Source organism: Bacillus sp. TH50 (assembly GCF_016650565.1).
Taxonomy (GTDB): domain Bacteria; phylum Bacillota; class Bacilli; order Bacillales; family Bacillaceae_G; genus Bacillus_A; species Bacillus_A mycoides.
This window is the reverse complement of the sequence record NZ_JAEKFM010000007.1, coordinates 1,778,545-1,804,108: the sequence shown is the minus strand read 5'-3', so window position 1 is coordinate 1,804,108 and position 25,564 is coordinate 1,778,545. Positions and strand designations below refer to the sequence as shown.

The following is a 25,564-nucleotide window of genomic DNA, read 5'->3' as shown; positions in this document are numbered from 1 at the left end:
GCCAACATCCATATTTTCAATTTATCTTTAAAAATAAAAAACCTGCACATTTCATGCAGGATTTTTTATTAGTCATTTTTCGTAAAGTAAGAAACGAAACGAAGAATTTCTAAGTATAACCATACTAGCGTCATCATTAGACCCATTGCACTGTACCACTCCATATATTTTGGAGCTTGGCTACGTGCACCATTTTCGATTAAATCGAAATCTAGTAATAAATTTAATGCAGCAACTACAATAATAACTGCACTAATGATCATACCAATTGTTCCACCTTGGTGAATATATGGAACAGAAACACCGAACATGTTTAATAAGAATACGATTAAATACATAACCATAATTCCCATTGTTGCTGCCATAACACCTGTGCGGAATTTATCAGTTACCTTCACTACGCGTGTTGCATATAAAACTAACATCGCAAATAGAATTGAGATTGTTAGTAATACAGCGTTTAAAACGATAGAATCCTGAAATTTCATTGCATAAACTGCTGAAATACTCCCTAACACTACCCCTTCTACTGCCGCATAAATCGGTGCACCAATTGGTGATATGCGCGGGAAGAAGATAGATGCAAACGCAACGATTGCCGCAATAACTAAAGCACCAATTAATACTGGCATTTTCATCGTACCATTTGACATCTGTATGTATGAATAGACAGACGTTGCAAGCAGCAAGATAAGCATGATAAACGTTTTGCCTACTGTTCCGCCAATAGTCATCGCAGAAGTATTTGCTCCCTCTTTACGGAATGCCTCTTTTTTCAACATTGGATTAGATGTTCTCATTTTTTCCCTCCTAAAATAGGTTCTACCAATAGTGTAAAGTTTTTCTCTTTACTTTTCAATATATGCAGCTTGTTTTTATTTTAAACCTTCAACGATGTCTGATAACTCGCTCCATCTTTCCATCTTTTTTTCTAGCTCTTCTTCTGTTTTCTGCTGTGCTTCAGATAATTCTTGTGCCTTTGTGAAGTCAGATCCAACTTTCGCAAGTTCTTCTCCAATTGACTCAATTTTCTCTTCTAGTTCGGCAATTGTATCTTCAATTGTTTCCCATTCACGCTGCTCATTGTATGAAAGTTTACGTTTACGTTGTTGTTTTGGAGCTTCTTCTACTACTTTTTTCTCTTTTTGAACTTCCGCTTTCTCAATAAGTTCTTTCGTTTTTTCCATTTCTAAATAATCTGTATAACTACCTAGGAATTCACGCACTTCGCCCTCACCACTAAAGATGAACAATTCATCTACTACTTTATCTAAGAAGTAACGGTCATGCGATACAGTTAAAACGACACCTGGGAAATCTTCTAAATAATCTTCCAGTACTGTTAATGTTTGTGTATCTAGATCATTCGTAGGTTCATCAAGTAATAGTACGTTTGGTTCTCCCATTAAAATACGTAATAAATATAAACGTCTTCTTTCGCCACCAGATAGTTTACCAAGCGGTGTACCATGTGAATGCGTCGGGAATAAGAAACGTTCTAACATTTGAGATGCACCAATGACTTTTCCATCTGTTGTATGAATAACTTCTGCAATCTCTTTAATGTATTCAATCATACGCTGATTTAAATTCATCTCTTCATTTTCTTGCGTATAATAAGCAACTTTTACAGTTTGTCCTACTTCAATTTCACCACTATCAGGAGAGAATTTTCCTGCAAGCATATTTAATAGTGATGATTTTCCGCTTCCATTTGCTCCGATGATTCCGATACGATCACCAGGCTTCACAATATGATTAAAGTTATGTAATACTGTTTTATCACCAAATTTTTTCGTTACATCTTTTAATTCAAGTACTTTCTTTCCTAAACGACTTCCACTTAGTGCAATATCAACTGATTGCTTCGCTGCTGGTCCTTCTTGTCCCTTCAGCTCATCAAAACGCTGAATACGCGCCTTTTGTTTCGTAGAACGGGCTTTTGCACCACGGCGAATCCAAGCAAGTTCACGACGATATAAATTTTGGCGTTTTGATTCTTGTGCCGATTCTTGCTCTTCACGAAGTGCTTTCGCTTCTAAAAATGTACTGTAGTTTCCTTCGTAGCTATACAGTTTACCGTTATCTAATTCAAAAATACGGTTTGTCACACGATCTAAGAAATAACGATCATGGGTTACAAGTAATACCGCACCTGTATATCTTGCTAAATATTCTTCTAACCATTCAACTGTCTCATGGTCAAGATGGTTCGTAGGCTCATCCAAAATTAATAAATCAGGTGTTTCAATAAAACATTGCGCCATTGCAATACGCTTTTTTTGTCCACCAGATAGGTTTCCAACAGTTGCTGTAAAATCAGTAATTCCTAATTTCGTTAATAACGATTTTGCATTCGCATTTGCTTCCCATGCACTCATTGCATCCATACGTTGCTGCACTGCAAATAATTGTTCCTGTACTTTTTCATTACTTGGATCTTTTTCGATATTTAATAACGATTGTTCATAATCACGAAGAAGACGAATTAAAGGTGTATCACCATGGAACACTTGCTCTAATACTGTTAGTTTTTCATCAAACTCTGGTTGCTGTGATAAATAACTAATTGTATATCCACGTGAATGCGTCATATCACCTGTATCAGGAGTTTCTAATCCTGCAATAATTTTTAATAATGTCGATTTACCAGTACCGTTTACACCAATAATTCCGACACGTTGTCCTTCTGTAATACTACATGATAATCCATCAAATAACGGTTTTTCTCCATATGATTTCGATAAGTTCTCCACAGTTAACATTTTCATATTTGTGCATTCCACTCTTTCATAAATTGTTCAATAAACTGTTCCATATAACGATGACGAATTTCAGCCTCTTGTTTTGCTGCATTCGTGTTCATCAAATCTTTTAGCTTCAAAAGTTTTTCATGAAAATGATTTAAAGATGGATCATTATTTTTTCTATATTCATCTTTCGTCATCACTTCTCGAGGCGGAATAGTTGGATCATACATTAATCTCCCTTTCGCCCCTCCGTATGCAAATGTACGAGCTATTCCAATTGCACCAAGAGCATCTAAACGATCCGCATCTTGAACAATTCTCCCTTCAAGTGACTCAACTGTGCCACCATGACCGCCCTTGTAAGACATATTGGCGATGATATGAAGAACATGTTTACTTTCCTCTTCTTCAACACGTAACTCTTCTAACCAATCAGAAACTTTTTTCATTCCTGCTTCTTCACTCTCATTTAACTTCTCATCTGCTACATCGTGAAGTAATGCTGCCATTTCAATTATAAAACGATTTCCCCCTTCTTGCTCGGATAAAGAAATCGCCAATTTATGTACGCGTTCAATATGATACCAATCATGCCCACTCGCATCTTTTTCTAAAATATGCTTTACGAAAGTTATTGTTTTTTGTATTTTTTCTTGTTTTATCATTTTATCTTCACCCAGTTACTTATTGTAACACGCCCGCATTTTTTCATCACATATTTTCTTGTCCGCCCATACACTAGGTGGTAGGCATCATTATGAAGGAGGAATAAAAATGTTCTATAATAACCAACCGCCTTACCCACAACAACCTCTTTATCCTCAACATCAGGAACAAAGATATGCTGAACAATATGAGGAGCAAGAGACACAACATCAAGAGCCACAATACGAACAAAATCCATACGCAACACCGCAAAATCAAGAAACTGAATATCCTCAAAACCCCTATGACACACGTCCAAATTATGAATATCCTCAAAATCCATACGTAGCACAACCTAGCCAAGAACCTCAATTTCAAGGTAATCCATACGAGACGCAACCACAATATCAACAAAATCCATACCAACAACAAATGTATCAACCAAACTATGACGCACGTGTCTCACCACCTAAACCACCAACTATCGATCCGACGCAACCACAAATTTTACCGCCTGGTCCAACATTCGATATTACACAGCCACAAATTTTACCACCAGGACCTATTACAGAACCAACGCAACAACAAATCCAACAAGTTGTCGGTACACAGTTTTTACCTTTAAAGAAACCTGTACTTGATTTCGTAAAACCTTGGGTAGATTACGGTTTAAATGAAGCGAAACATACATCACATCAACACGCTTTAACTGAGGTTGCTGCGATTATGTTCTTAGTTGGTAAAGGATTTAATCCTACGATTGCGCATTATATTGTAGAATCTTGGGAGAAGAATGAGCAGTTTTAAGGTTGTTTATTTTGTATAACACAAAAATATAAAAGTGCTATAAACGCCCATTAAATAAGCGGTTATAGCACTTTTTATTTATTGCGCTATATTTCGTTATGAAAATTCACTTCATATTTTCTCACGTATTTCCATAGCATTTGTGAGCAAAATATGAGCGAAAAATAGTCCTTTAATTAAACTGTATTCACTAAAGAACAAATTGAATTTTATTTAGGTATTATGCTTGATCTGATTGTAGAACATGTAATGGAGGCGGAATAATCCAACCTTTTTTCTTATTCAGACGAAGTAATATAGCTCCAGCTTGTGCTTTTTTCATATGAAATTGACCAAACATCATTCCTACATCTTCTCGAAGGGATTGTCCCATAGCTTGGCTACATGCTACTAACCCAGCGGCAAGATCCATAGAAACTTTAGCTGCAATTTCCGCATCATTAATACGAGCACCAGGAGGAATCGTTTCAATAGATGCAACTGGTCTTTCTGGAGGTGCTGGTGGTAATGCAACACCATTCAATTTTAATATATTTTTTAATTCTTCAACTTCTGATTGGATATCATTCTCTACAAGGTTTTCTAAAAATTTCTTTAAATCCTCGTCTCCTGTGTGGTTAATAAGAACTTGATATCCAGCAATTGCACCTTGTGCCGCTGCAAGATAACTCCAAATCCCAAAGATTTCTCCGTAGTGCATTGGTTCATTTTGTGGATTTCCACTTAAAATACCCATAAAAATATTCCTCCTTAAAGAAATTAGACTTTTAGCAACAATACTTACTATAGAAAAAATTTTCCCAATCATGTTCTGGATTAGAGAAAATAAGTTCTTATAACTCATAAGGAACACCTTACCCAAATATAGTAATTACCTCTCATAGAATGTACCGTTACCAAAAATTTATTCTTATAAAGAATAAATACATTCAATTAACTTAATCCATTATTATAAGTGCTTTTAATAATAAAAATTAAAGAAGTTTATCGGAATTTCAATTCAAATGGTTTTATATATTTTCAACCGAATATTGTCTAAAGGAACTGGAGACATTACTAAATACGAAAGGAGGGAAAACTATGAAGAAAAAACTTTCATCTATTTTAGGTGCCCTATTACTAACTATTATGGTTTTTGGTACAAGCGTCCATGCTGAATACGATGGATATAATACGAATAGAGTTAACAATAATAATATTACAACTCGAGTTAATGACAATAACATGAATAGAGTTAATAATGATGTGAGAACTCGAAATGTAAATACGACAAATGATTTAAATGATAATCGTGATAAAAATAATAATTGGACTTGGCTTGGTTTATTGGGACTATTAGGATTATTTGGTCTTAGAAAAAAAGACAAAGATCCAGAAACACGTTAATGTAGAAAATTGCATTTAATTTTAAAAGATATTTATTTATCAAAAGAATGCAAAATGAATAAATTACAAATCGCCTTTAATGAGGCGATTTGTAATTTTTTAAAATCAATAACAATCGCATAAAAACAGATACTATTAATCGAAAACAATGAATTTCTTAACTTGATGGTAATGGAGCGTTACGTCCATTTGACAAACTACGCTTCTTTTTTATGCCTTTTCTTCACATACCCATATCTTATATTTCACAGATATTCAATGTTATCTCTCCCTTCTCTCTATCTATTCGACAAAAAAGGAGAATACAGTAAATGAAGTTTTATCATTGATAATGGAAAACACCACTACCATAAAAGATAGCGGTGTTCCAAATAGACAAGTCATGTTTGTGCGCTTCATATTCTTTTAGTTTGTTTGGTTGTGAGATTGTACACCTCTTTCAATCGCCGACAATACATCACTCTCCCGTAGTTGCTTCTACTTGTCTCGGAGTCAGCGATTGAAAGAAGAGCAAAAACTCTCCTTATTAACGGTAACATCCAATCAGTACCATCTGCTGGTTTCGGATTTTATGTGCCGTCATTACGAACCGTTTAGAATTTCAAAAACAACATAGTGAGTTGTGTTTTCCGCCACTTCTCACAATACAAATATATCACGTTAACTCCAAAACGACCGGCACATTTACTGCCAAAAAGCGGTCACGACTCTGCCATGTTTTTAATTAATTGCTGCTTTAATTCTATTTAATAATTTTTGGTATAATTCGTTTTCTGTTGACCACTTAATATGACTAAATTGTCTAGTATCAAAATGAATATCTTTAAAATCGTCATCTTTACATGTCCATATAACAGTCTTACCTAGTCCCATCGCATAACCAGCTTCGAAATAAACTCCACCTCTGTGTCCGGTAAAATCTGCAATTACAAATTTACTTTGTCTTATTTTGACTATAATTTCATCAGTTATGTCATTATTATGTTCCGCTTCTTCAATTCTGATAGGCTGGTATCCTGCCTCTTTTATAGCTTTTGTGATTGCATTCTTATATGGACCATCCATTTTTGGACTAAACGACATCGCGACAAATGCCTGCTTATTATCCGCTTCTCTTCCTTTTTCTAATTCTGCAATACGATTCCACCCTTTCGCTGTAACTGTAATATGCGCAGGGAAATCCGCTGCCGATAGCTTAGATATCTCAATCAGTTCGTCCTGAAATAGTTGGTTCGCTATATATTTCATTTCCAACAAGTGAACACTCTGTACAAAAAATAGAGATTTATCTGATTCACGAATATATACTGGGTCACCTGGAAATTTGGACAATTTAGCCAAGTTTATTAATGACTCATCCAACCTATCAGAAGCACTATCTGGATATTCACTTAATAGATCCTCTAAAAGATAAATAGGATACGGAAATTCTGAAAGATTTTTATCTGGTCGATTAAGAAAAATCATTATTTTTCCCATCCCTCTAATGGTTCTCTTTCTTAAAATTGCAGAAAGTTTTCTCTTCTGCTCTACATTTAATTCAAATCTCGCTTCTTCAGCCATGGAAAATGTACCACAATTCTCACATTTATATTGCTCTACACGTCCTCCTCCCACTCCCACTAATTGTTGTTCCTCAATAGATTTTTGACAAACCGGACATCTTTCACTCATCACAATCACTACTTTCTTTTTTATAGCATAATCTTAACATATAAATAATCGACTTACCCATATCTTATATTGTGTGTAACTGACCCTATCGCTGAAGTCCTTGATATTCATAGCTTCATAACACTTTCCATTTTGAGTTACACAACACAGAATAAATGGGTAATTATAAAAATCAAAAAAATAAAAAAGACGTTGCTATATTTTAAATCCAGTCATAGCCTTATCCATCGCATCTTGGTTTACTCCAATATATCTTAATGTAACTTTCTCTGATGAATGATTGAATATCTCCATTAGTAAAGCAATATTCTTTGTTTGCATGTACATATGGTACCCGAATGTTTTTCGTAACGTATGGGTCCCTATTTCCTTCAATCCAAACTCTTCCGCTGTACTTCTCAGTATCTTATAAGCCATGCTGCGTCCGATTGATCTATTAGTACCTTCGCGGCTCTTAATTACATACTCACTGTCATCTCGTTCTTCAATATACCAACGTAATTCTCTCTTTAACACTGGAGTTAATTGAATACGTTTCTGTTTTCCTGTCTTTTTTTCTCTCATTGAAATATGGCTATCCTTTAAATCGCCTATTTTAAGCTTTAGAATATCACTTATACGCAACCCCGTATTAATTCCCATCACAAACAAAATATAATTACGTTCATTGTTTTCCTTTAAGTATTCTTTAATATGTTGTATTTGTTCTGGATCACGAATAGGTTGAACAAAGTTCATAGATACTCCCTCCTATTCTGCTCTTCTGTCTCATATACTTCTAATCTAAGAGCGAAAGCTAATTTATAAAAAGCATTAGATTTATTTCTTCTATATGTACGTTCACTCATACCAATATCGTTATAAACCATGTAATCAAAGACTTCTTCATCTTCTAAATATCGCTTTACGATGATGTCTCTTTGATTCTTGCTAAAGCGGCTTAACGCCTTATCAATTTGAAATGATAAACGTTGTAATTTTAATTCTCTTTCACTCATTGCAACATTTGCTAAAGCAACATCTTCAGCTGGCTTTCCTACTATGTTTGTTGGACCATGATATCTTACCTCGCTAGAGGCTGTGACCCTCATCTCGTTTCTAATCATCCCAAATTGTCTGTAAATACGAACGTTTTCTAAAGTCTCTTCTAAACGAACCTGTGTTGCTTTTCGGTCAATTTTAGGTAAGAAAGTTAATTGCATCATATATAAAAACACCCCTTATTTATTTTGTTAATGAAAAACAAAAAGCGGACACCAAACTACAGAGCAATATCACTAATACTCTTTATAGTTTGATGCCCGCTGGTTCTTCCAGTAGGACTAAATGTTTAATTGGTATTATTATATCATTTTCTCATATTTTAGTAACTTTGTTATTAGAAAAGGATTATTTTATTAGGTTTTCTATGAATTATTTTCCTCTAACTCTTGGATTTCTTCTCTTATTTGACCGATTAATGAAACTACTGAACCGACCGCTTGGACCCAACTCCCCGTAATCACTATAAGCTGTCCATTCTCCTCATCACCTTCCGAAATTCCCTCCACTTTATCCCGACTAGCTTTCAATTCATCTATTCCACCTATTGCCTGTAATGAATTACCAGTCGCTTGTAACAAATTCCCGACAATGTTATACGATTCATCTATATTGGAACTATCCTCTATTTCCCCACCTATTGATGTAACACCACCTAATGCTTGTATCCAATTTCCTGCAATCACTATTTTTTTTTGTGTTTCATCTTCAAATTCTATAATGAGTCCTGTTAGAACCGTTACATTACCAATTGATTGGATTTCGTTCCCAATCAATTCAAGGGATATTTCTCCTTGTCCATCAGCTTCCAGACCATTCCCCGTTGCCTGTAATACATTCCCCCATACGTTCAAGTCTTTTCTTAATTCGCTGTTCAATCTTTTTAAAGGTGTACTCCCAATCGCAGCAATAATTGTCCCTACTGCAACAAACCAAGCGCCAACTATCTCCTTAATTGGATCATCCATTCTCCATCTACCCCGTCATTAATTTAGTACTTATAGGGTATGAATTGGCACATCTTCATGTTAATGGCCTACTTCTCTCCCTCCTCCCTCCTCGAATAAAATAAATAATTCGGCATATAATATCTATACATCTAGGTTATTTCCTCTGCATCGAGCAGTTAGACTGGGCTAACTGCTCTTTTATTTGCGACAAAATTAAATTTTTGCATGTAAGATACTTTTTTAATCACTTAGAACAAACCAACCTATATTTTATAAATACATAAGAATTATACTTTTTTACTAGTGTACAAGCCGTATCTTTTAAAGGAAGCACAACATAGAATACAATACAGGACAAGACTTTCAAAAAACTTGTCTGAGTTAATTCTCAAAAAGGGGTGAACATAAATGCCTATCGTTAAGCCTTTTATAGCTGGAAGAAGATTTGTAAGTACAGCAGCAACAGGAACTGCCGCTGGAGCGGATTTAACTTTTGCTAACACAGACTTCACTGATGACACTGGTGCTGTAACAACATTCCCTGCTTCTTATGCTTTTTTTACGCTTTATATTAATGGCATTATTCAAACAGGTGATACTATTACTGGTGTGACTACTACAGCTGCTACTATTGTAGGAGGAGCCGTCCTAGATGGAGGTACTCCTATTGCAATTGAATTTACTATAACGTAACTTTAGTTGTCTTTTTAGAGGTTTCATTAAAAGAAACCTCTAATTTTAAAAACTGACATTAACTTTAGTAGCAACTACATAATACAGTGCATATACTAGTATAGAATGATAGGAATTTATACTCACTCTCCAAAAGGGCACTTATATATAGTGCTCTTTTTTAGCTTCCTCTTTTCTACAAAATGAAATTTTTGTCACCCTCCAATAACTCACAATATATTAATATATACACATATTAACAATCATTATTTTTAGACATTTAAGAAAGGATGATAAAATGGCTATTTTCCAATGGATAGAATCCTGGTTATCTAGTGATATTCTTCATTTTAATTTATTTGTAGGTATGACAACCCTTCTCTCTCTAGCGTCTGTTATCTTATTCTCTATAATATTTAAGAAAATAGGTACCAACGATATAGAAAGACTTAGAATCAAGCTCCAAATATCTTATACAATGTACACTTCACTACTTGTCTTATTAGCCATATTTATTCTATGGATGCCTACAAATACTATCTATTTAAGACAGTATCTCATCATGATAATTTCCATTTCACTTCTTTTCGGATCGATATCAGGTCTGTACCATTATAGAAAAAAATACTCCCTGAGAGTTGAGTTAGACTCCTTTTTTAGAACTCGTTACAGTTAGCGGATTCTTTTTTTATAAAATAGCGTTTTTATTAAAAACTTCTCACATTTAAACCGGACAAACATATGTTATTGTATGGAAGCTTTCCATTCATAGCATTCTACCTTTCTTATTTGAGAGCACACTTATATATGTGCTCTTTTTTATTTAAGCTAAAATAACGATTTTATTTAGTTTTCTAACCTTTTGCCTACTTTTACATTTACGAATTCAGTTATAATAAAATATATAGTTGCAAAAATTTATTATTAGGAGGTTTAATTATGTCATTTGCAGCATGGAGTGCAATTTTTATGACTTTAATCGGAGCAATGTCCGGAGCAATATTTGGTACAATCTCTTCTAGAAATAAGAGCAAAAGTCCGAACTAAAAAACCTAATAATAAAAGTTAATATCTATTTCAGCTGTCATTTTCTATTTAAATAAGGATTTTGTTAAAATTTCATCAATCTTATTGATTCCTTTGCATACATTATTATCACAAAGAATTTCACAGGTTTCTCTGGTCCAATTACCTTGAATTTCTTGCACACCTTGTGGGAATAACCCGTTTTATATAGCGGGTTATTTTATTTTTGATCATAAAATAACTATTTTGTTCGTCTCAAACCAATTTACTTTTTTAAAAAAACGTAAACATTTATTCAATGTTTTTTCTGAATACTCATATTATTATTTAATCGCTGTTGTTCACCATCCCAAGAACTCAGCTCCCTGTACTTTCTATAGGAGGAGAGTACAGGGGTTATTTATAAGTTTATCCTTCAACCATTTCTGTATATTTATACCAAATTAAAAACCTATAACAATCCAATATAACGCTTTTATGAAATTTCCATTGTCTAATTCCTCACTTGTCCATTTCGCTTTTCTCTACCCCTGCATTTACTATTAGTAATACTAACTCTTCAGAGGTGAAAATATAATGGACGAGTTTTTATCTTCTGCTGCAATAAATCCTAATTTAGTTGGACCTACTTTACCACCTGTTCCACCATTCACACTACCGACTGGACCGACTGGGCCGACTGGGCCGACTGGGCCGACTGGATCACTATCAGTAGCTTACGGAACTTTTTGGCAAACGGAAATCATTACAGTCCCTTTCGAATCCCCTTTTTCTTTTAATCAGGCTGATCCTATGGTAGGGGGAATTTCTCTGTTAAATCCAACCACAATTAATATCACACAAGCTGGGGATTATCGAATTTCTTTCATTTCCTCAATTAACTTGACTGTAGCCCTTTCATTCCCTTATTCGCCTACCATTTCTATACTATTAAATAACAGTCTGATTCCAAATTTCAAAGCTACTTTCGGTCTTTTAATACAAGATTCAGAGGATGTAGATTGCGCTCAACTCATCGGGGACACTATTTTATCAGTCCCAGCCAATTCAACACTTCAACTTATAAATAATAGCTTTGTAGGCGAAACAGCCATTCGTACATGTGATAATGGAATAAATGCTTTGGAATTAAACATTATCAAATTAAACTAGTACAAGTACTCCTTTAAAACTAGATGCTATTATGGCATCTAGTTTTCAGTTTCTAATGAATTTTTCGTACAAAGAATACACACAAAATCAAAAAAACTTCATAAAATATTTTATATTCTTTTCTTTTTAGATTGGATAGTCTTTACAGAGCACTTTCCCAAGTGCTCTTACATTTACATATCAAATAACGTTTTTAATTAATTACGAGAGCGGATTTTATTATTTTGTACAAGCACTCTATTCTTTTTTTAATAAAATATACAGATATCTCAAAGAAAGGAGAGCAACATAAGTATGGCTGATTATTTTTATAAAGATGGTAAAAAATATTACAAAACACAATCTTATTCTCACCATCAAAAAGACAACTGTTTTATTGAAACCCATACAATAACTGGTTCGAATACAGCTTTAAATTTCAGCGTACCAGCTAACACTACAAGAACTGCTTTTGAAGATTTCACCAATAACCACAATAAAACATTACTTGATCTTCGCATTCCCGGTACTTCCCAACCAATTGAAGTAACTATCCGAACAAGAAGTTCTCGTCTGCCGATTACTGTAACAATAGTTGCAGGTGAAACCAAGGTATTCCAAGTAGAGGATTTCCATAGCCTCACTCTCACAAATAATACTAATATCAATAGCAATATTGGTATATTCATTCAAAAAACATTTTGTATCTGTTGCAATAATCAAAATGATTCTCGTAACAAGTATTATAAAGAACAATCAAATTCTCACTATCAAAAAGATAACTGTTTCATCGAAACTCATACCGTGGCTGGTTCAGAAACTACCCCAACCGAAAATGCACCTTTAACTATTATCGTACCCCCTGACACTTCAAGAAGAGTTTTTGAAGATTTCACTAATAATCACAACAAAACATTACTTCAAATATCTGTTCCCGAAGATGTCTCCCCCATCGAAGTCACTATTCAAACAAGAAAATCTCCCACACCAATTATCGTGACTCTTGCTACAAATGAAACAAGAGTATTTCAAGTAGAAGATTTTCAAAGCCTTACTCTCACAAATAATACCGAATTCCTTAATTTCATTGAAGTATTGATCAAAAAGACATTTTGTATCTGCTGCAATGATAGGAATGATTCATGCGATGAATATTACCGTGATTACGAATGTGAATGTTAGATTGACTCCCCAAAAGAATCCTTATAAAGGGTTCTTTTTCTTTTACCTTAGTATCATCTAATCATTCACATTTGTTCAACATTTCATCTCTTAACAAAATTCAAATTTGATTAAAGTAACTATGTTTTTCGTTCTTCCATACGAATTACTTTTCCACTTTGATATACAAATGATTGTTCACCAAATCCACCTTGGGGTGATTCTATTAGTTGGACCTGACCATTTTTAACAACATATATTCCGTTTATTTTCAAATCTATTTCAGCTGTCCTTTCTACAAGATTTTCTTTAATAATTCACATTAAGACCACTCCCGTATGTTATGATTATTTTAATGAATAAGGTTAAAAAACCACGTGAAGAGCAAGGTCAGATGAAAACATGGTCTAGCGAAGAATGTAATCGATTCCTCCAGTATCTAATAAAAAAAAATACTAAGTACCATATGTTCTTTTTACTCGCAATCTATACAGGTATGAGACGTGGAGAATTACTTGCACTAACGTGGAAAGATATTGACTTTGATAATAAACGTATCCTGGTTAATAAATCACTTGTAAAAACAGAAAAAGGACTATTTAAAGCTGCTACAAAAACTAAGTCTTCAAATAGAAGCATTAGTATCTCTTCTTTTGTTATAGAGAAGTTACAATCCTACTACTCCTATAAAAAGAAAGAATTTTTCCGCTGGGGTATACACTTGAATGCAGAGGCATTTATTTTCACCGGCAATACGATACATTCGCCCTTACATATAGATGCTCCTCATCGTTTTTTGAATGATCATTATAAAAAAGCTGGTGTTCCTCGGATTCGTATACACGACTTACGACATACTCACGCTACACTCCTGCTTCAGGCTGGGGAACATCCTAAAATCGTACAAGAACGCTTAGGGCATTCATCTATTCAAATGACTTTAGACAAGTATAGTCACATCACACAGAATATGCAGCAACAAGCAGCAGAAAACTTCGAGAGCATAATAAAATCTAATGAAAACACCTGATAAAAAATGAACAGATTTAATGTGAGAAAAATGTGAGCATCGAGGTAAATCACCACTTACAAACCTTGATATAATAAGGTTTCTCATACTATATCGTTGAATCTTGGGAGAAGAATGAGCAGTTTTAGAATTGTTGATTTTAAAAAACATAAAAACCTCAAAAATGCCAAATCCCTTATGTCACAAAGGATTTGGCATTTTTAAGTTTCTAGAAAAATCCGCTAAATATAAAGAGGAATTAAAAGTCATAAATCCGGTACAATACTGTATCCACGCCCAAGGAACTGTCAAATGAAATAACGTGTCTAACTTTTTGGAGTCTATTGACCTTTTCAAATCCCCTTATATTAATGCTCGCTATTAAGACCTTCTCCTTCTAGGACCTACAATTAATTTGATTGCTGTTCTTTCTTGATTATCGATAGTAACCTCTTGAAACGCTGGAACAAGAACCAAGTCAATGCCACTTGGAGCTACAAAACCTCTTGCAATCGCAATCGCTTTAATCGCTTGATTTAAAGAACCAGCTCCAATTACTTGGATTTCTACTTTGCCACTTGCTCTTAGTACACCCGCTATTGCACCTGCCACTGAATTCGGACTTGATTTTGAGGATACCTTTAATATATTTTCCATGTAAGTTGCTCCCTCTATTATTTAATCTCTCTTTTCTTACTGTTTGAACTATAACTAACGTATCTTTAACTACTATTCATACCAAATGCAAACAATTCTGTATAATTACATTCATTCGATATTTTTTGCCTTCTTCCTGCTCAATTGTATAAATAAAAAGCGATGACTAAGTTTCCATAACGTTTTTTTCATGCCTATCGTCCTCTTATAGAACATAAACTCCTATTTCACTTTTCTATTCATCTAATAAACATGAAAAAGTGCCGAAATCCTTCTACCACAAGAATTCGGCACTTTTTTTTATTAAAACAGATTCATTCTTTCCTACTTCTCCACATAAACCGATTTAACTATCGTACGATTATAAGGTTGTCCTTCCTTATTCATCCCTTTCATATCAATTGTAACGTTATATACACCTGGCTGTTCTATATTTTTCAAAGCACCTGTAAATGTAGTTGTATTAATATTTTGCGATTCATTTGATTCAGAAACTAATTTTCCATCTTTATTAATTACTCTTACTGTTACTGAAAGATCGCCTTTCATTTCTGGAGCTGCAGGTGATTTTTTGAGTTTATACTCTGCTTTATTTACTTTAACCTTTGCCGGCATTTGAAGGACGAACGGAGCATCTTTTTTGTAATCGGTCACGATTAAATATGCATCTTTCGGCTGCTTCGCCATCATTTTAACTTGCCATTCTCCTGCTTCCATTTTATCAAATTTAAATGTTCTTATAGTCGCCCCTTTAAAGAAAGATTCATCTTCACCAGTAGATACAGCACTATCTTTATTTGTATAAACTTTTCCTTTTGGAGATATTAGTTGTATTTCTACATCCGAAGAAGCTGTTAAAACAGAAACTACCCCTTCTGCTTTTTTATCAACTGCGACAGTTTGTCCTACCCACTGATTTTGTGACAACTCTCCTCCTAAAATAGCTTGATTAGAAGTTGTGTTTAATTGTTCTACCTTTTCCTCTGAACTATTACTCGGGGCTAATAAAGCTGGTACTGGTACATTTGCTGTCCGTAAATATGGTTCAATTCGTGCAAAAACGGCTGAACCTTTTCGTATATTATCATGATCAAATCGTGAATCTGTAAATAAATGTGTTCCATATGGTAACTTAGCACTCCATTCGTTCACTAATCCATCATTCGAACCGTATGATGACAAATACAACCCGCCCGTAGATAGTGCTGAAAAAACAGGTCCCCAGCTTGTCCCAGTAGCCGTATAGTAACGATTTAATTTAGCTGCAGGATTATTATCTATTGTAGAACGAAACTTTGCCATCTCACCTATTTGCAATGAATATGTCCCATCATCTTTTTGACCTAATATAGAGGCAAGCCATCCTGCCCACCAACTATATGATAAATCGGCTAAATTTGATCCGTAATGCGGAGTGGCAAGCGTAATAACATTTCCAACAAATCGATTCGCTCCATATCCAACTAACGCAGCTTGTGTATCGATACCACCTTTACTATGAGCTACAACATTCACTTTTTCACCAAAATGATTATAAATTTCTTCAAGCTTTTGTGCTAACAATTTTCCATTGTCCCATTGGCTAGCTGATCCTTGCCCAGCAGCATCATATAATTGAATAAATACAGTTTGATAGCCTGCTTTCAAAGCGTAGTCGTACATATCATTCATATCATGATATACTGTCTTTCCATACCAACTATCCGCATTACCATTTCTTCCTTGTACAAAGAGAATTGGTGGTTTATTCTCATCATAATTAGTAGGTTTCTGACCTAAAAACCATTCTCCAGGAGTAAATACTTCTTGATCTGGAAAGCCAGTCTTAAGCTCTGTTACAACCTCCGCGTGTACATTTGCACTAAAAACCAGCGGACTCATAAAACAAAGTACAATAAATAATGCGATACTCCTTTTCATAATTCCCATTAACATCCCCCTTTTTCTCCTGAAAGAAAACGCTGCCATTCCGCTGAACACCAATTGTTTTAAATTCCATTTAATCAATTACTTTTACGTTACAATATAATAAGAAATTAATAGCCGCATTCCTTTCTTATCAAATGTTATTCTCTCAACATTTCTTCATTCCTTTTTACAATAAGCGTTTTGAATATTTCTCAATAAAGCTTTCTCATTACAAAAAACTGCGTATAAAAGGTCTCTTTAATAACCTTTTATACGCAGCTTCTTTGTTTAAAACTCGATGATGTACTCATCATCATATTTATCGTATTGCAAACCCGCTCCTATTTTGAATTCTGTAACTTGATCTCTTAGAAATGGTGCATCTTCTATTTTACTAGTTGCTATTTCAATCCCATATTTTTTTGTTAAATGCGCTAATTCTATTAAAAACCATTCTCTTCGTAATACGACTGGAATATCATACGTTCGTCTTTTCATATATACTAGCACCTCTTCTATTTTCATTATTGAAAAGAATATCACTTCTACTTTCGATACACTTTTTAAAACTATCGTTCATCATCAAAGGCCAATGAAACATTATAGTATATGCATGTCCGTTTTAAACGTGCTATGGCAAAAATAATATTAAAAAACTTAAAAAGCCTTATTTAGTTTACATAAAAAAATTATGTAATAGTAAAAGGGGAAGGCTTGTCCCTCATCCTTTTACTATCAAAAGCTAAATTAAGAACATCTTGGTACACCTAAAGCTAAGAATAAACCTGCTACTCCTGCTGTAATTGGCACTTTCAACGTAATAACATCGTCTACTTTTGTTACTAAAAAGTAAGCATTCCCTTCTTGTAACACACAATTCACTAATAATTGAAATTCCATTCAAATCTCCTCCTTTCAATCGATATACCATAATTTATGAAATCTCTTTCAAAATGTAATAGTAGATATATCTATTTTTCCTTATATACGAAATAAATGTTTATATGTCTATTAAATATATTAATTTTCTAAATTAATATAAAACGTGTAATATCCAATAAATCCCTATATAATCAATAGAGAAAATCTTACAAATGGAGGTATGAAAATGGCAGTTTTGAGTAATATTGGTGTAGCTTTATTTTTTATAGCTTTTATTCTTTTAATCTTATGTATCATTTCATTCTTTAAGAAAAATGGAAAAGCAAAACAATATGGTCGTCCTACTGTTATTCTTTTTATGATTTCAATTATATTAATAATGACTGGCTCAACAAAATCTGAACACCCAGTCGTAGAATTTTTTTCTACTTTAAGTTTCATTCTATTTATATTTTTCCTCGTACTAGCAATATTATCTGTAATTAAAAAGACAGGTGTTGCAAAAAAACAATTTATCATTACAGCTATTTTATTTGTCATTTTTGTTGTGCTATTAGGTATTTCAGGTCCTTCTTCTGAAAAAACGACAGCAACTAATAAACAAGTCGCTTCTAATAGTGAAGAGAAAAAAGATGACGAAAAGAAAAAGGAAGTAGAAAAGAAAGAAGCGGACGAAAAAACTCGTAAACAACAAGAAGATGAAAAACGCCAAGCCGAAGAGCAAGCTCTTAAGCAAGAAGATGAAAAGCGTCTAGCTGATGAACAAGCTCTTAAGCAAGAAGATGAAAAACGTCTAGCTGATGAACAAGCTCGTAAACAACAAGAAGAGCAAAAACGTCTAGCTGATGAACAGGCTCGTAAACAACAAGAAGAGCAAAAACGTCTAGCTGATGAACAAGCTCGTAAACAACAAGAAGAGCAAAAACGCCAGGCTGATGAACAAGCTCGCAAACAACAAGAGGATCAGCAAAAAGTACAGCAAGCTCAAACACAACCAACTACGGGAAATACTAGTAATGTATCCTACGCAAATTGTGCCGCAGTTAGGTCTGCTGGGAAAGCTCCATTATATAGAGATCAACCAGGGTATAGCCGTAAACTAGATAAAGACGGCGATGGAGTTGCATGCGAATAATAGTAAAGAAAAGAAGCTTAATAGAAGCTTCTTTTTTACTTTAACGTCTTATATTTACTCGCTCTTTCCCCTCTTTTAGATACGTTCTTAAATAAATTTCATTCTTTTATTCTCAAAAATGACACATAAAAAGTGATTTCAATCACCTCATTATTTTTCATTTATCGCTATTCTTAATTTAGATATTACATTTAAACTTTATGGAGGCATTCATATGAAACATACATTTACTGAAACTTCAATTATCGGTGAGATTGTTACACAATTCCCGAAAGCTAGCGACCTTTTTAAGTCCTATAGAATAGATTTTTGTTGTGGTGGTAATAGACCACTTATTGATGCAATTAATGAAAGAAATTTATCAGTAACAGAGGTAATCACAGAGTTAAATACGCTTTATAATAATACGAAACTATTAAACGAATCTGAAATTGATTGGAAAAATGCTTCATATCGTGAATTGATTGATTATGTGATTAATAAGCATCATCGCTATTTAAATGAAGAGTTGCCACAGCTAAGTCCATATGTGACGAAAGTGTTACGTGTTCATGGAGCAAATCAGCCTCATTTAGCTCAAATTCATAAACTATTTCATGAACTTAAAATGGAATTAGAACAACATTTAATTAAAGAAGAAACGGAAGATTTCCCGTTAATTTTAGAATTCGAACAAAATCCAACTGATGAAAACTATGCAAAGTTACGTAAAGTAGTAGATGAGCTCGAAAATGAACATAACCACGCTGGCAATATTATTAAAGAACTTCGTAAGGTTACAAATGACTTTACTCCACCAGAAGGAGCTTGCGGCACTTATCGCCTTGTTTACCAGCGCCTTGAAGCCATTGAATCTGATTTATTTGAGCATATTCATTTAGAAAATAATATTTTATTTCCGCGTGCAATTTCAAAAGCATAAATAAAGTGCAGGACATGAGTATAAATGCTCATGTCCTGCTTTTTCATTGTGTAAAAAATATTTACACTTCCCCTCTACCCATATAACCATATTCCCTTTCGCTTCTCCCTTCACATAAATCCGAATTTTAACAATTTGTGAATTATTATAAAAATGTGATAAATATCACATCTCCCTCTTTTTAATTTTCTATAATAGAAATATAATCCTTTGTTCAACATTTCACATAAAAAGGGGAAACGAAAATGAAAAAATGTTTAGTTATGATCGGAAATGGTATGGCTGGCATACGTTGTATGGAAGAAATATTAAAACATGATAGTAATTTATATGAGATTACTATTTTCGGAGATGAACCACATCCGAACTACAACCGTATTATGCTCTCTCATGTTCTACAAGGCAAAACAAATATGCAAGATATCATTATGAACGAATATAGTTGGTACGAAGAAAACGAAATAACTTTATATACAAACGAGAGAGTTCAAAGTATTAACCGCGAGGAAAAGGTCATTGTCACAGAAAAAAATCGTACTGTTACATACGACAAACTCATTATCGCAACAGGTTCTAGTGCTTTTATTTTACCAGTTGAAGGTTCCACCCTTCCTGGTGTAACAGGATTTCGAACAATTGAAGATACACAATTTATGATGGATACCGCTAAAAAAAAGAAAAAGGCTGTTGTCATTGGTGGTGGATTACTCGGTTTAGAAGCCGCAAGAGGTCTTATTGACTTAGGAATGGACGTACATGTTGTTCATTTAATGCCTAGCTTAATGGAGCAACAACTAGATACGAAAGCAGCTTCCCTATTGCGTGAAGATTTAGAAGCGCAAGGCATGAAGTTTCTAATGGAAAAGAAAACTGTAAAGATTCTTGGTACAGACCATGTTGAGGGCATTCAATTTGAAGATGGTGAAGTTGTAGATTGTAATTTAATCGTGATGGCTGTTGGAATACGCCCGAATACCCATTTAGCAAAAGATGCTAGTTTAATTGTAAATCGCGGCATTGTAGTTAACGACTATATGCAAACAAATGATGCATCCATTTATGCTGTTGGAGAATGTGCGGAACATGACGGTATCGCATATGGACTTGTTGCCCCTCTTTATGAACAAGGCGCAATATTAGCAAAACATATAACGAATTTACAAACTAATGGATATACGGGCAGCATCGTCGGTACACAGTTAAAAGTTGCAGGTTGTGATTTATTCTCTGCTGGTCAAATTTATGAAGATGATCAAACGAAAGCAATTTCAATCTTTGATGAATGTAAACGTTCCTATAAAAAAGTATTAATTCGTGACAATAAAGTCGTCGGTATCGTTTTATATGGTGATACTGCTGATGGTACACGCCTCTTTAGCATGTTAATGAAAGAAGAAGATATACAAGAATATACAGCCGCTTCCCTTCTTCACAAAGCTGGTGAAGAAAGTGAACTTGACGTTGCTACAATGAGTGCGGATGGCACAATTTGTGGATGTAATGGCGTTACGAAAGGTACAATCGTTCATGCCATTTTAGAACAAGAGTTAACTACTTTTGAAGAAGTTAAAGGATGCACGAAAGCCGCAGGGTCTTGTGGTAAATGTCGTCCGCTTGTGGAACAAGTTCTAGTTCATACACTCGGAGATGCTTTTGATGCTTCTGCGCAGTCTGCTGGTATGTGCGGATGTACAACTTTATCACGTGACGAAGTCGTAGCCGCCATTCACGAGAAAGGTTTAAAATCGCCAAAAGAAGTACGAAATGTACTCGGTTTTGCACATGAAGACGGCTGTTCGAAATGTCGTCCTGCTTTAAATTACTATTTACGTATGGCGATTCCGGAAGAATATGTAGATGATAAATCATCTCGTTACGTTAATGAAAGAATGAATGGTAACATCCAGCATGATGGTACATTCTCTGTTATTCCACGTATGTACGGAGGCGTTACAACCGCAGATGATTTAATGAAAATTGCTGAAGTCGCAAAAAAATATGACGTTCCTCTTGTGAAAATTACAGGTGCGAGCCGAATCGGCTTATATGGTGTTAAGAAACAAGATTTACCTAACGTATGGGCTGACTTAAATATGACTTCGGGATATGCGTACTCAAAATCGCTTCGTAATGTAAAATCATGTGTTGGTTCTCGCTTCTGTCGTTTCGGTACGAAAGATTCTTTAGGACTTGGTATGCTCCTTGAACAGTCATTAGAAATGGTAGATACACCTCATAAAATGAAAATGGGTGTAACAGGTTGTCCACGTAACTGTGCGGAAGTACTTACGAAAGATTTCGGCGTTGTGTGTGTTGAAAATGGATTCCAACTTTATATTGGCGGAAATGGTGGTACAGAAGTACGCGAAGCTGATTTTGTAATGATTGTCCCAACTGAAGATGATGTCCTTCGCATCGCTACAGCTTACATGCAATATTATCGTGAAACTGGTATTTATGGAGAGCGTACTGCCTACTGGACAGAACGTTTAGGCTTCGATCACATAAAAGAAATACTACAAGATGCAAGTATGGTGACTACGCTAAATGAACGCTTCCAAACAGCTCGTAGCACATATACGGAAGCGTGGGGACAAGCACTAGAAACGAAGTCTTTAAAAGCGATGTATGAAGTAGAAACTGTGAAATAAGGAGCTGTGATCTATATGATACAAACGAAAGAAAAAATAAAAGTTATGCGTGCGGAAGACCTTCCTATTCAAATCGGTAAAGAGGTACAAATGAAAGACATGTCTATCGCCCTATTCCGCCTTTCAAATGGTGATATTCGAGCTGTAGAAAATCGGTGCCCTCATAAAAATGGACCGTTAGCGGAAGGAATTGTATCTGGGGAATTCGTCTTTTGTCCACTGCATGATTGGAAAATCTCATTACTAACAGGTGAAGTTCAAAAACCTGATGACGGCTGTATCCAAACGTACGAAGTAGAAGTTATTGATGGTGACATTTATATAAAGTGAAACTTTAATCAGCGGGGATTGGTTCATCCCCCGCTGATTATTAGCCCTCACCAATCGGGCTTTTACGGGCAGTTGATCCCCACCTAATTACTTTGCTTTCGCTGAATTTTGAGGTGGGGGTCTTACTGCCCGTTAATGCGGGATAAACATGTAATTTACGAAAGGAAGCCTCCTCTGGCTTCCTTTTAAATAAAAATAAACGAGGTGCGAATATGAACGGATATGTATATTTAGTTGGTGCAGGACCAGGTGATGAAGGGCTTATTACAAAAAAAGCGATAGATTGCTTAAAGCGTGCCGATATTGTCTTATATGACCGCTTATTGAACCCTAACTTTCTTAGCTATACAAAAGAAACTTGTGAACTTATTTATTGCGGTAAAATGCCAAAGAATCATACTATGCGTCAAGAAATGATTAACGCCCACCTCCTTCAATTTGCGAAAGAAGGAAAAATCGTTGTCCGCTTAAAGGGCGGAGATCCATCTATTTTTGGCCGTGTTGGTGAAGAAGCAGAAACTTTAGCGGCTGCGAACATTCCATACGAGATTGTGCCAGGTATTACAGCTAGTATCGCCGCTAGTAGTTATGCAGGTATCCCCCTCACCCACCGTGACTATAGTAATAGTGTAACTTTACTAACTGGGCATTCGAAAGGTCCTTTAACCGATCATGGAAAATATAATTCATCCCACAATAGCGATACAATTGCCTACTACATGGGTATAAAAAACTTACCTACAATTTGTGAAAGCTTACTACAAGCAGGAAAGAAAACAGATACGCCAGTAGCAGTCATTGAGTGGGGTACAACTGGAAAGCAACGCGTTGTCACAGGAACCCTTTCAACCATTGTTCCTATCGTCAAAAAAGAAAATATTTCTAACCCTTCTATGACAATTGTTGGTGATGTCGTTTCCTTACGAGATCAAATCGCTTGGAAAGAACGTAAACCATTGCATGGTAAAAAAGTTTTATTTGCATCCGCAACAAATAAAACCAGTTTCATGAAGCAAAAGTTACAAGAATGCGGTGCAGAAACATATCAAATTCCAACTTTCAAAAGGGAAGAATACACATTAACATCTGAACAAATCAATGAAATTTTTAACGTTGATCGCCTTGTATTTTGTTCAGCTGAAAGTGTAGAAATCTTGATGCGATCATGTAGTAAACACCAGAAAGATATTCGTTCCTTACAGGTGAAACTGCAGTATATGAACGTTGCCACTCAAGAAAAACTTATGCAATATGGGCTACTAAGTAAACAAGCAGAGTTCTCTTCCGATACAACTGTTTATTTAGGCAGAAATATTAATCGAATTGGTTTTATTCAAGAAAAAATTGGTGCTGGGTCTTATATGATGACTCATGAGTATACAATTGATCATCGCTTCGATGAAATTCATTCTCGTATGCTTTCTGAATTCTCATGGGATAGCATTGTATTTGAAGGACGTGCTTCTATTGATACGTTTCTAGCAGAAATAAAACGCCTTAACTTTATCAATATTCTTACTCTACCATTCTCGTATACCGATATTCCAACTTTACACTATGCAAATAAAGTCGGATTTCATAACGTAGATCATCCATTACAAGACACTATTATGAAGAAAGACATGGTGGCACAATGAAAGGAATCGTATATGTTGGACACGGTAGCCGACTGCAAGAAGGTAACGAACAATTCATTCACTTTATTCAATCTGTTATGAAAGAACGTAACGAAACGAGTCAAAAAATAGCTTTTCTAGAACTAACGACACCTACCATTTCGGATGCAGTTACAGAAGCAATACTAGAGGGTGCAACTGAAATAATGATTGTACCTGTTTTATTATTTGCAGCAGCTCACTATAAACGTGATATTCCTTTTGAAATAAAGCAACTACAAAAGAAATATCCTCAAATAACATTTTCAGTTGTACCACCTTTTAGTACGCATCCACATATGGTTGAACTTGTAGTGAAAAGAATACGTGAAACTATGCCAAAGCAAGATAGTAGCGTTTTACTCGTAGGACGAGGCAGTAGTGATCCACAGCCGATACATGAGTTACAACAAATCGGAGCAGCGGTCGAACGAAAACTCGGTATGCCAGTATCGTGCTCCTTTTTAACGAAAGGAGCGCCCTCTTTTACTGCTGAGCTCAAGACGATAACATCGACTGCGTCCCATGTATATGTCATGCCGTACCTTCTCTTTACCGGTTTGTTGCTTCAAAAAATTAAGTTGCATACAAAAAAATATGATCACATCACGACTTGCAACTGTCTTCAGTTTGATACATATATGAAGTTAACATTATTAGAACGAATGGAGGAATGTGTGTATGTATAATATGTATCCTCTTATGTTTAATTTAGATAAAAAAGTAGTTGTTATAGTTGGTGGTGGTAAAATCGCATATCGGAAAGCGTCTGGATTAAAAGATACAGGCGCTTTTGTCACCGTTATCAGCCCAGAGATTTGCGAGGAAATGAAGGAACTTCCTTATATTACTTGGAAGCAAAAAACTTTTAGTAATGATGATATTAAAGATGCTCACCTTATTTATGCAGCTACAAATCAACATGATGTCAATATGATGGTCAAACAAGCCGCACATGATTTCCAATGGGTTAACATTGTAAGTGATGGCACAGAATCATCCTTTCACACACCTGGTGTCATCCGAAATGATGAATATATTGTAACGATTTCAACTTCCGGTAAGGATCCATCGTTTACAAAGCGTTTGAAGCAGGAACTAACATCTATATTTCCTAAACTTATAAAAAAGCTTTCTCGTACTCACAAATAATAATCTATTTCTTAGCTAAA

At 34.9% G+C, this 25,564-nt stretch carries 25 protein-coding genes and 1 pseudogene; 13 read left to right on the top strand and 13 right to left on the bottom strand.

The annotated features are described in order from the left end of the window. Positions 1 to 68: 68 nt before the first annotated feature. From JFU23_RS26360 to JFU23_RS26350, 3 genes are all read right to left on the bottom strand, one after another. Positions 69 to 800 carry a Bax inhibitor-1/YccA family protein gene (locus tag JFU23_RS26360; protein WP_016126856.1) on the bottom strand — a complete coding sequence of 244 codons (732 nt, stop codon included), beginning with the start codon at positions 798 to 800 and terminating at the stop codon, positions 69 to 71. 75 nt (positions 801 to 875) lie between these two features. Next, positions 876 to 2,771 (bottom strand): ABC-F family ATP-binding cassette domain-containing protein, encoded by a 1,896-nt coding sequence (locus tag JFU23_RS26355; RefSeq protein ID WP_201033091.1) that lies wholly within the window; start codon positions 2,769 to 2,771, stop codon positions 876 to 878. After that, positions 2,768 to 3,415 carry an HD domain-containing protein gene (locus JFU23_RS26350; protein ID WP_201033090.1) on the bottom strand — a complete coding sequence of 216 codons (648 nt, stop codon included), beginning with the start codon at positions 3,413 to 3,415 and terminating at the stop codon, positions 2,768 to 2,770. Before JFU23_RS26350 ends, JFU23_RS26355 begins: the two co-directional genes overlap by 4 nt. A 109-nt stretch (positions 3,416 to 3,524) precedes the next feature. On the opposite strand from JFU23_RS26350, the gene JFU23_RS26345 reads away from it, so the two are divergent. After that, positions 3,525 to 4,202, top strand: a complete 678-nt coding sequence (locus tag JFU23_RS26345) for a hypothetical protein (RefSeq protein WP_085310810.1) — start codon at positions 3,525 to 3,527, stop codon at positions 4,200 to 4,202. Between the two features lie 220 nt (positions 4,203 to 4,422). Here the strand turns inward: JFU23_RS26345 and JFU23_RS26340 are convergent, their stop codons facing one another. Then, positions 4,423 to 4,938 carry a DUF3231 family protein gene (locus JFU23_RS26340; RefSeq protein WP_201033089.1) on the bottom strand — a complete coding sequence of 172 codons (516 nt, stop codon included), beginning with the start codon at positions 4,936 to 4,938 and terminating at the stop codon, positions 4,423 to 4,425. Between the two features lie 344 nt (positions 4,939 to 5,282). On the opposite strand from JFU23_RS26340, the gene JFU23_RS26335 reads away from it, so the two are divergent. Beyond that, the gene (locus JFU23_RS26335) at positions 5,283 to 5,588 is read left to right on the top strand and encodes a WGxxGxxG family protein (RefSeq protein ID WP_201033088.1); all 306 of its coding nucleotides are present in this window, start codon (positions 5,283 to 5,285) and stop codon (positions 5,586 to 5,588) included. A gap of 720 nt (positions 5,589 to 6,308) precedes the next feature. On the opposite strand, the gene JFU23_RS26330 is transcribed toward JFU23_RS26335, so the two are convergent. The 4 genes from JFU23_RS26330 to JFU23_RS26315 form a co-directional block, all read right to left on the bottom strand. After that, the gene (locus tag JFU23_RS26330; protein ID WP_201033316.1) at positions 6,309 to 7,262 is read right to left on the bottom strand and encodes a nucleoside 2-deoxyribosyltransferase; all 954 of its coding nucleotides are present in this window, start codon (positions 7,260 to 7,262) and stop codon (positions 6,309 to 6,311) included. Positions 7,263 to 7,457: 195 nt separating this feature from the next. Then, positions 7,458 to 8,000 (bottom strand): site-specific integrase, encoded by a 543-nt coding sequence (locus tag JFU23_RS26325; protein ID WP_201033087.1) that lies wholly within the window; start codon positions 7,998 to 8,000, stop codon positions 7,458 to 7,460. Beyond that, positions 7,997 to 8,467: an ArpU family phage packaging/lysis transcriptional regulator gene (locus tag JFU23_RS26320; RefSeq protein WP_201033086.1), complete on the bottom strand. Its 471-nt coding sequence runs from the start codon at positions 8,465 to 8,467 to the stop codon at positions 7,997 to 7,999. Before JFU23_RS26320 ends, JFU23_RS26325 begins: the two co-directional genes overlap by 4 nt. 201 nt (positions 8,468 to 8,668) lie before the next feature. Continuing rightward, a complete protein-coding gene (locus JFU23_RS26315) occupies positions 8,669 to 9,271 on the bottom strand; it encodes a DUF6944 family repetitive protein (RefSeq protein WP_201033085.1) in 603 nt (200 codons plus the stop codon). 390 nt (positions 9,272 to 9,661) lie between these two features. On the opposite strand from JFU23_RS26315, the gene JFU23_RS26310 reads away from it, so the two are divergent. The 3 genes from JFU23_RS26310 to JFU23_RS26300 all read left to right on the top strand — a co-directional run bounded on the left by JFU23_RS26310 (position 9,662) and on the right by JFU23_RS26300 (position 13,264). Continuing rightward, positions 9,662 to 9,946 (top strand): DUF4183 domain-containing protein, encoded by a 285-nt coding sequence (locus JFU23_RS26310; RefSeq protein ID WP_137058269.1) that lies wholly within the window; start codon positions 9,662 to 9,664, stop codon positions 9,944 to 9,946. A gap of 1,581 nt (positions 9,947 to 11,527) precedes the next feature. After that, on the top strand, positions 11,528 to 12,103 hold the full coding sequence (locus tag JFU23_RS26305) for an exosporium leader peptide-containing protein (protein WP_201033084.1): 576 nt from the start codon (positions 11,528 to 11,530) through the stop codon (positions 12,101 to 12,103). 294 nt (positions 12,104 to 12,397) lie between these two features. Next, on the top strand, positions 12,398 to 13,264 hold the full coding sequence (locus tag JFU23_RS26300) for an exosporium protein D (RefSeq protein ID WP_201033083.1): 867 nt from the start codon (positions 12,398 to 12,400) through the stop codon (positions 13,262 to 13,264). Positions 13,265 to 13,383: 119 nt separating this feature from the next. Here the strand turns inward: JFU23_RS26300 and JFU23_RS26295 are convergent, their stop codons facing one another. After that, the gene (locus JFU23_RS26295; RefSeq protein ID WP_307838480.1) at positions 13,384 to 13,560 is read right to left on the bottom strand and encodes a DUF3954 domain-containing protein; all 177 of its coding nucleotides are present in this window, start codon (positions 13,558 to 13,560) and stop codon (positions 13,384 to 13,386) included. Between the two features lie 35 nt (positions 13,561 to 13,595). Between JFU23_RS26295 and JFU23_RS26290 the strand changes: the two are divergent. Continuing rightward, positions 13,596 to 14,273 (top strand): annotated as a pseudogene (locus JFU23_RS26290) (site-specific integrase); the annotation flags it as partial. A gap of 360 nt (positions 14,274 to 14,633) precedes the next feature. Here JFU23_RS26290 and JFU23_RS26285 read toward each other — a convergent pair. The 4 genes from JFU23_RS26285 to exsG form a co-directional block, all read right to left on the bottom strand. Next, positions 14,634 to 14,909 carry a stage V sporulation protein S gene (locus JFU23_RS26285; protein WP_002035358.1) on the bottom strand — a complete coding sequence of 92 codons (276 nt, stop codon included), beginning with the start codon at positions 14,907 to 14,909 and terminating at the stop codon, positions 14,634 to 14,636. A 324-nt stretch (positions 14,910 to 15,233) separates the two neighbouring features. Next, complete coding sequence (locus JFU23_RS26280; RefSeq protein ID WP_374191761.1) at positions 15,234 to 16,844, bottom strand: lipase family alpha/beta hydrolase; 1,611 nt, start codon at positions 16,842 to 16,844, stop codon at positions 15,234 to 15,236. 261 nt (positions 16,845 to 17,105) lie between these two features. Continuing rightward, positions 17,106 to 17,315, bottom strand: a complete 210-nt coding sequence (locus tag JFU23_RS26275; protein WP_002085943.1) for a hypothetical protein — start codon at positions 17,313 to 17,315, stop codon at positions 17,106 to 17,108. Between the two features lie 249 nt (positions 17,316 to 17,564). Continuing rightward, positions 17,565 to 17,717, bottom strand: coding sequence for an exosporium protein ExsG (exsG, locus tag JFU23_RS26270; protein WP_000395676.1), 153 nt, complete (start codon positions 17,715 to 17,717; stop codon positions 17,565 to 17,567). A gap of 208 nt (positions 17,718 to 17,925) precedes the next feature. Here exsG and JFU23_RS26265 point away from each other — a divergent pair, with 208 nt between their 5' ends. The 7 genes from JFU23_RS26265 (at position 17,926) to JFU23_RS26235 (ending at position 25,544) form a co-directional block, all read left to right on the top strand. After that, on the top strand, positions 17,926 to 18,834 hold the full coding sequence (locus JFU23_RS26265; RefSeq protein WP_201033080.1) for an excalibur calcium-binding domain-containing protein: 909 nt from the start codon (positions 17,926 to 17,928) through the stop codon (positions 18,832 to 18,834). A gap of 214 nt (positions 18,835 to 19,048) precedes the next feature. Beyond that, entirely contained in the window at positions 19,049 to 19,756 is a 708-nt protein-coding gene (ric, locus tag JFU23_RS26260; protein WP_201033079.1) for an iron-sulfur cluster repair di-iron protein, read from the top strand. Between the two features lie 245 nt (positions 19,757 to 20,001). Next, a complete protein-coding gene (gene nirB, locus JFU23_RS26255; RefSeq protein WP_201033078.1) occupies positions 20,002 to 22,407 on the top strand; it encodes an NADPH-nitrite reductase large subunit in 2,406 nt (801 codons plus the stop codon). A gap of 15 nt (positions 22,408 to 22,422) precedes the next feature. Beyond that, positions 22,423 to 22,737, top strand: a complete 315-nt coding sequence (gene nirD / locus JFU23_RS26250) for a nitrite reductase small subunit NirD (protein WP_002031610.1) — start codon at positions 22,423 to 22,425, stop codon at positions 22,735 to 22,737. Between the two features lie 212 nt (positions 22,738 to 22,949). Then, positions 22,950 to 24,374: a uroporphyrin-III C-methyltransferase gene (locus tag JFU23_RS26245; RefSeq protein ID WP_201033077.1), complete on the top strand. Its 1,425-nt coding sequence runs from the start codon at positions 22,950 to 22,952 to the stop codon at positions 24,372 to 24,374. Beyond that, positions 24,371 to 25,081, top strand: a complete 711-nt coding sequence (locus tag JFU23_RS26240) for a sirohydrochlorin chelatase (protein ID WP_201033076.1) — start codon at positions 24,371 to 24,373, stop codon at positions 25,079 to 25,081. Before JFU23_RS26245 ends, JFU23_RS26240 begins: the two co-directional genes overlap by 4 nt. Then, complete coding sequence (locus JFU23_RS26235) at positions 25,074 to 25,544, top strand: precorrin-2 dehydrogenase (RefSeq protein ID WP_201033075.1); 471 nt, start codon at positions 25,074 to 25,076, stop codon at positions 25,542 to 25,544. Before JFU23_RS26240 ends, JFU23_RS26235 begins: the two co-directional genes overlap by 8 nt. The last annotated feature ends 20 nt before the right edge of the window (positions 25,545 to 25,564 follow it).